This window comes from Pseudoalteromonas rubra (assembly GCF_000967655.1).
Classification (GTDB): domain Bacteria; phylum Pseudomonadota; class Gammaproteobacteria; order Enterobacterales; family Alteromonadaceae; genus Pseudoalteromonas; species Pseudoalteromonas rubra_A.
Window position 1 is genome coordinate 167,249 of record NZ_JXYA01000010.1, and the last position, 6,596, is coordinate 173,844.

Sequence of the window (6,596 nt, forward strand, 5' to 3'; positions counted from 1 at the left end):
ATTCACACTTCAGACACCGCACGGGGCGCGCCTTTTAACTGTAGCTGGGCAATCTTATAAAACACCAGGGCCACAAAAGAGGTGAGGGTTGTCAGTACAAACAAGATCACACCGGTTGATAAATCCAGCACCAGGCCGCCTAAAATGGGCGCAAACGCATAGCCCAGAGAACATAATCCCGCAGCGCCAAAATAGCTGGCCTTCAGGTTGTCGGGCGCCAGCCGGTCGATATACACATTGATATTGCTGAACATAATCGCTTCGCTCAGGCTCAGTACAATCATGGCTACTATCCAGCCCCAGGTATTGTGAACATCATTTAAAGCCATCATCACTTGCGACACCGCCAGAATAGCGCCACCCAGATACAGCCTGTGCTCAATAGACCAGTTACGCATCAAATGCAGCAGCGGAAACTGGCAGACAATAATTACCGTGGAATTGGTAATGATCACCGCTGAAATCAACCAGGCAAGCTCAGGAACGTCAGCGCGGGTAAGGTACTGCACCAGACTGGTATCGCACTGGGCATAGACAAAATACACCAGCGTCGTTGCCACCAGCACCACCAGAAAAGTCCGGTCTTTATTGAGGATCTTCAGCCACTGCGAAAATTTTGGCGCCGACTGTGTAGCAGGTGTTGCGCCGTCGCGTCTGGGCCTGAAGTAAAGCAGGGCCACCAGTAAGCCAAGGTAAGACACGGCGGTGTAAATAAAGCTAAACTGCTCACCATTGAGCCCGGCCCATAAACCATAAAGTGGCCCCAGAGCCGCCCCCACATTGACCAGAAAGTACAACAGGTGCAGCGCCAGCTCGCGATCTTTGGGATTGGCCAGCTCTTCGGTGAGCAAAGCTTTGCTGGGTGCTTCCCACAGGGTACGTGGCATACAGGCCAAAAATACCGCAACCGCAAACAGCCATAACGCATTGGCCAGCGCCAGCATGGCAAAAGACACCACCCCCACCAGCACCGCGACATAAAGCATTCGGGTGCGACCAAACCTGTCTGCCAGATTGCCGGTATAAAACCCCAAAAACACCGCCAGCGTAGCCGAGCCGGTTAACAGCAGCCCGACCTCAGTGGCACTGAGCCCATAACTTTCGTACAACATCACAGCCAGAAAGGGCCAAACCATATAGTAACTGGCGCGCACAAAGAAATTGCCGATCAACATCACCCAGACCAGCGGCGTAAAGCGCGAAAGCTGCACTGGTAAACTACTTATATCCATACTTATCCCTATTATCGTTGTTTTTGTGGTGGCCAGACTAATTCCTCAAGTTAAGTTTAGGTCAAGCTTAACGCACGCTGTTTGTTCATATTATTGCGCAAGATTGTGCAAATAATAAAAAAGGCTTGGCGCTTAAGGTGAAAAATGCGGCCGTTGAAGCCGCACAGGTTGGGAGTCAATCGAGACCGGCTGTTACCTTCATAGGGAATAGCCTTAAAGAGCGTGCCCTTAAAGAACCTGCCCTTACAGAGAGTAGGTTACGCTCAGTGCTTTGGTCACAAATTCCGTTTTACTCAGACCCTGCTGAGTGACAACCAGGTCGGGCTGCACCGGGGTCATTTGCTGCTTACCAGACGGACGGTGCAGAATAAAACGCGGAGCAATGGCACGTATGCCGGTATGCTTGAGGGTCAGAAACTGGATCCCACCGCTTTGCGAGCTGCGCCCGCCTGTTGGTGTGCCCACCAGAGTTGCAAAGCCATAGTCCTGAACAGTGTTGGCAAACAGCACAGATGATGAGTAAGTCAGCGGCCCGGTTAATACACTCACCTTGCCTTTGTACAGTTTGGCAGAGTCTGTTTCGGGCTGCGTCATTTTAGTCAGCTCTCCCGATAAGACGGAGCCCACCACCTCGCCCGGGTCACGGTATTTTCCCAAAATTCGCACCTGATAAGTCGAGCCATGGCGATAAGGCGCAGTAGCAATGTATTTCAAAATACCCTGTTTCCAGTACACGTCATCGCCGCCGGTATTATCAGAAATGTCGATCAGCAGGTGCTGAACCTTTGCTTTATTCAGTCGTTCGAATACTTCGGCCATAAACTGAAAATAGGCCTCAGGCTCATTCCAGCCAAACTGTTTAATAGTGAGCAGTGCCTGCTGATTATCGAGCAGTTTCAGGTTAAAGTTGTCTTCAAACGTGCGTTGTTTGATACTTTTAGGCGCCGTGTTGAGCGCCTTTACCTGCGCTGTCTGGCCGCTGCCAAGTGTAAGCGTAAATGTGTCAGTTGCACCGAACATTAGCCGGTAAGTCATGGCGAAACGGCGGGCCAGTAAAGCGCTGCGAAAGGCATAATTATCGCCCTCTATCCGCTTGAGTAAAGTTGCAACGACCTCTGCGGCCGGCACCTCGTTGATCTGTGTAATGTACTTACCGTCGTGAACAGACGGCACGCCGCCTAGTTCACTGACCACGCGCAGCCCTTGCTCATCCAGAGCCACTTCAAACGGAAATAACCTAGCGCCCTGCGCCACCCATTGTCGCCACTGCGCGTTCGAACCATCATCTATGCTCAGGTGGCCGTCGGCCATCATAGCGTTCAGGCTGGCAAACTCACGCCAGACTTGCTCACCCGTCATAGGGTTATTGAGTGTGTCACGTAAGGTGTCGATGCGCGCATAGAATGCATCAATATCATCAATGCTGTGCGTAAGGTCCGGGTGCGTGGTGTGCACCCAGTGCGTCCATTGTTCGAAATCCGCCTGAATTTGCTCAGCACTGTATCGCTCAGAGAAATGGCCCAACGTCTGCTCGGCCACAGCAGTCTGAGCCCCTGTCATCAGGAGCACAGCCCCGGTCAGTACGCTGTTTAATTTGCGTCTGGCCAACGCAGTGATACTTTTAGTTGCTTGTTTGGGTTCCTGAACTGACTTGCTCGCGGACTGGTTAAACATGCCTGACTCCTTTATTTTATGGTTATCGTTTTTGTACTTACTGACATTTGCACGTTACATGCCAGAAAATAAACCCATAAAAATCAAAAGAATAGTAGATTAAGTCTTGCCTGACGGACGGACAGCGGACAGTCCGCGGACAGCCACAAGCCAGGACACTATTTGTCGGACAAATGTAGCTGCCGCATCAGACTCTGATAGGGCGAATAGTCATGCAAAGGGGTAAAAACCGGGTCAACCGCGGCCCATAGCATAGCCTGCTGACGCGCCTCAAACGCCTGGTTCAGATAGGTGACAGCAAGCTCGCGCTCACCGGCCATCACGGCATAACGCGCCAGTGACATGGGCGGGGTGTAATGACCAATCTCTGCGCGTAATGGATCTTCGTGCAACAGCCAGCGGTAAACGCCGGGTAAGCCAGCGCGATTAAATGCCGACTCAGCCTGCGCGATTAATTGCGGGCTGTAACCGGCATCCCGCATCACCCATATCATCTCGGCAAATGCCTTATCGTATTCACCCAGCTGCTCGTAGACCGTGCGCAAACAGGTATGATAAAAGCGGTTGCTGTCGCTGTAGGGCTGCAATTTAAGCAATGCATTCAACGCCGCTTCATGGCGCTGGCTCATAGTGTATACCCAGGCCACACTCTCGCTGGAATAGCCATTGGGCTCTAACAAACGGTACTGCTCAATGTGCTCAAGCGCCCCCTGAAAATCGCCCCGTGCCAGCAAATACTGACCATACCAGTGATGCCCTTGCGCGCTGGGCAACGCCGCTTTGAAATACTGCCCGGCAGAGTGAAGGTCGAAGTCGATGAGCATGATCAGCTGTGCCATCAGCAGATTTGCCTGTACATGCTCCGGGATTTTGGCCAGAACCGATGTCAGCAACGCATGAGCACGGTTGCGATTACGTGCATTACGCTGTGGATCGGCGAGTAGCTGGCGCAAATAGGCATCCGCCAGCCACACTTGTGGCTCTGTCAGATCTGAGCGGGTTAACGTCAGCGGTTGTAACAGGGCAATACTTTGCGCAATGGCAGTGGGGTCGTTATTGAGCAGGTAGCGGGCTTTTTTGAAGTTTTCGGCCTGTTCGGGCGACATAGGCTTGGGCGCTGAGGAGGCACTAAACTGGCTACCCAGCAACACCACGCCAAGTAAGCACAGCGCCGCCGAGAGTATCAGATAACGCGGCAGCAGTGGCTTATCCTCACCGATTTGCGGACCCACCCAGCGATAACCCACACCCGACACCGTTTTAATGTACCTGGGTTGCTTAACGCTGTCGCCCAATAACTTGCGTAAGCCATTCACCGTGACATAAATGGCGTCTTCACTGACCACGCGGCCCGGCCATAAAGCATTGAAGATCTGCTCTTTTGTCACATCCTGGCTGGCATGTGTCATGAGCAAAGTCAGCAGTGCATACTGCTTGTCATCCAGCGAGATCACCCGCTGACTGCTATGCAACTGCTGATGCTGATGATTAAGCACCCAATCTGGTTTGGGAATGATATTGACCGTCGCCATCCCGGCAGCCTCTGATAGAACCCTTTCTGACTACCGATGATAAGGTAAATTTTTTGTAAAGTCTCGTACCGATTTATCGTTCGACTAATCGCTGTTGCGCTCAGCGGGTATATCACTCAGATATTCAACGAATTCCACCTCAAATCCGGCCGGATCGATAAAGTAAACATTTTTACGGTGCGGATGCTCCGCCCCGTCTTTATCCACCGGATACCCGGCCTGGTTGAGCCGCGCTATAACCGCATCCACCGAGTGCACCACATAAGCAAAATGCGCCAGCCCCACCGAATGACCCGTGAGTTCACGGTTGCTGCCCTCACCATGATCGCTAAAGGCAATATAGTGGTAATCATCGCCAAAATGCAGCCAGTTTCTGGCCTTACCGTGCCAGCTGCCGCTGCCCTCGCTGCGTACATGCCAGTGTGGAAAAGCTGCCCGGTAAAAATTGAGTGCCTGTTCGATGTCGTCAACGACTAAATTTACATGTTCCAGATACATAATACGGCTCCTTATTTATTCTGCATTGTGGTGTTAAATGTACGCAGTAACTGCGCGGTAAAAGACGCTTTGGTGAGCATAAACGTTTGCATAATCTGACTCCTTTTTTAATGTGCAGCCAAGATAAAACCTTAAGTTAAGTTGAGGTAAAGCGTTTTTTTAAAGTTTTTGCAGATCGGATTGCCATGATTTTCTGCTGGCACATATTACTCAGGGTGCAGTCTTGCTCAGCGCAAAGAAAACGGCGCTGCCAAACAGCGAAAATAAACAGATAAAGTTGCAGAAAGTGATTTTGTGCGGGGCGTTATTTAGTGAACACTATGACGGGGGCTTGCAGGCAGGCTAAGCCAATATGGCCAGCTTTTTGGGGCTTGCTAAAACTCGTTAAAACAACAACCCCAGACCCTTACCAGCGGCTGTTGCTTCAGGTTGATGCTTTGAATCAATAGACTGCCAGATCTTTACTCGCTCACTCGGCGGCCGGTAAAGCTTATCGCCTTCTTTCACAACAAACGCCTCTTAGAAAGGCGTAAAGTTAGACAGCGGGCCATTGGCACGGAACGCTTCCGGAGCATGCACATCCGTCACCAAGCGCTGACGTAACGCCGCTTCGTGCTTTTTAGTCCGCCAGTTTTGCGCAAAGCCAATAAAAAAAGCGTTGCTCAGGCGCCCGTGAAGGGCGAAGCAAGACCGAAACACCGTTTCGCAGCTTGCTGAGGTGAGGTCATGGGCCCACATGGATTCGGGGAAGTAGAACAATGCAGGAGCAATTATCGAGATGACCGAAGGAGCGATGCTTCATGGATGAAATGCCCGGCATCATTTCAGCTGATGTATTTCAATCCACGCGCCCGCACAGTCCCTCCAAATAAGGAGCCAGCTTGCCTTTTTGGTTCCTTTTTGCAATTATGAGTACAAGGTTATCGACGCTTGTCGGTATCGCTTGACCTGTTAAGGAGGTAATTATGAGTACAGTTCAAATTATTGGTTTGATTCTTGTTGCTATTGGAATGGGGGTCTTTTCTTACACCTTATACACACTCAAAAAAGACCTGTCTGAATGATCCTGATATGAATACTAGGCTGTGCCGCGATGCGCAGCCTGATGCTCTGTCTAATCTGAACTCGGTTCCCCTTCCCTGCTTTTTAAGTGCCCTGGCCGTGAGATCTTAATGTGTTACGACCCCTGCTTTGCACTATAAACCTATTCACCAAAGACGTCTGTGACTGCCTACGCATTTTGCTCGATGATACAGGTATGACGTGTGCACAAAGTCTCTCCCTTCATCAGATACCTAACCCGAACTCTCATGGTTTAACCCACAAACCTCACTTTTTATCCGTATCAAATGCGCGGTAACACAAAGCGACAAACATATTTCAATCCATGTGCCCGTGAAGGACGCGACAAAAGACACTCTTAAAAACAACTCTAAAGAAACGGTTTCAATCCAAGCGCCCGTGCAGGACGCGACGACCCGAAGCATTGCACAAACAGATCCACTCCAGGGTTTCAATCCACGCGCCCGTGCAGAACGCGACCCCGGCCTCAATGTCGTCCAGTGCCAGCCACCAGTTTCAATCCACGCGCCCGTGCAGGACGCGACGACCAACCGCACGCAATCCATGTAGAGACGACTCGTTTCAATCCACGCGCCCG

The 6,596-nt window shown here is 51.2% G+C and carries 6 protein-coding genes; all 6 read right to left on the reverse strand.

Translation table 11 applies throughout. The features are described 5' to 3' along the window. Positions 1-2: 2 nt before the first annotated feature. The 6 genes from TW77_RS06170 to TW77_RS06190 all read right to left on the reverse strand — a co-directional run bounded on the left by TW77_RS06170 (position 3) and on the right by TW77_RS06190 (position 5,674). A complete protein-coding gene (locus TW77_RS06170) occupies positions 3-1,232 on the reverse strand; it encodes an MDR family MFS transporter (RefSeq protein ID WP_046004079.1) in 1,230 nt (409 codons plus the stop codon). Between the two features lie 243 nt (positions 1,233-1,475). Further along, positions 1,476-2,906 carry a S41 family peptidase gene (locus TW77_RS06175; protein ID WP_046004080.1) on the reverse strand — a complete coding sequence of 477 codons (1,431 nt, stop codon included), beginning with the start codon at positions 2,904-2,906 and terminating at the stop codon, positions 1,476-1,478. A gap of 158 nt (positions 2,907-3,064) precedes the next feature. Then, positions 3,065-4,438 (reverse strand): winged helix-turn-helix domain-containing protein, encoded by a 1,374-nt coding sequence (locus tag TW77_RS24155; protein ID WP_052713065.1) that lies wholly within the window; start codon positions 4,436-4,438, stop codon positions 3,065-3,067. Between the two features lie 84 nt (positions 4,439-4,522). Continuing rightward, positions 4,523-4,936 carry a VOC family protein gene (locus tag TW77_RS06185; protein WP_046004081.1) on the reverse strand — a complete coding sequence of 138 codons (414 nt, stop codon included), beginning with the start codon at positions 4,934-4,936 and terminating at the stop codon, positions 4,523-4,525. A gap of 384 nt (positions 4,937-5,320) precedes the next feature. After that, positions 5,321-5,443, reverse strand: coding sequence for a hypothetical protein (locus TW77_RS25925; protein ID WP_275041927.1), 123 nt, complete (start codon positions 5,441-5,443; stop codon positions 5,321-5,323). Between the two features lie 12 nt (positions 5,444-5,455). After that, entirely contained in the window at positions 5,456-5,674 is a 219-nt protein-coding gene (locus TW77_RS06190) for a M13-type metalloendopeptidase (RefSeq protein ID WP_046004082.1), read from the reverse strand. Positions 5,675-6,596 lie beyond the last annotated feature (922 nt).

Bases quoted from the DNA above. Each gene is read 5' to 3' on its own strand.
- TW77_RS06170 (WP_046004079.1), bottom strand. From the start codon at position 1,232: ATGGATATAAGTAGTTTACCAGTGCAGCTTTCGCGCTTTACGCCGCTG.
- TW77_RS06175 (WP_046004080.1), bottom strand. From the start codon at position 2,906: ATGTTTAACCAGTCCGCGAGCAAGTCAGTTCAGGAACCCAAACAAGCA.
- TW77_RS24155 (WP_052713065.1), bottom strand. From the start codon at position 4,438: ATGGCGACGGTCAATATCATTCCCAAACCAGATTGGGTGCTTAATCAT.
- TW77_RS06185 (WP_046004081.1), bottom strand. From the start codon at position 4,936: ATGTATCTGGAACATGTAAATTTAGTCGTTGACGACATCGAACAGGCA.
- TW77_RS06190 (WP_046004082.1), bottom strand. From the start codon at position 5,674: ATGTGGGCCCATGACCTCACCTCAGCAAGCTGCGAAACGGTGTTTCGG.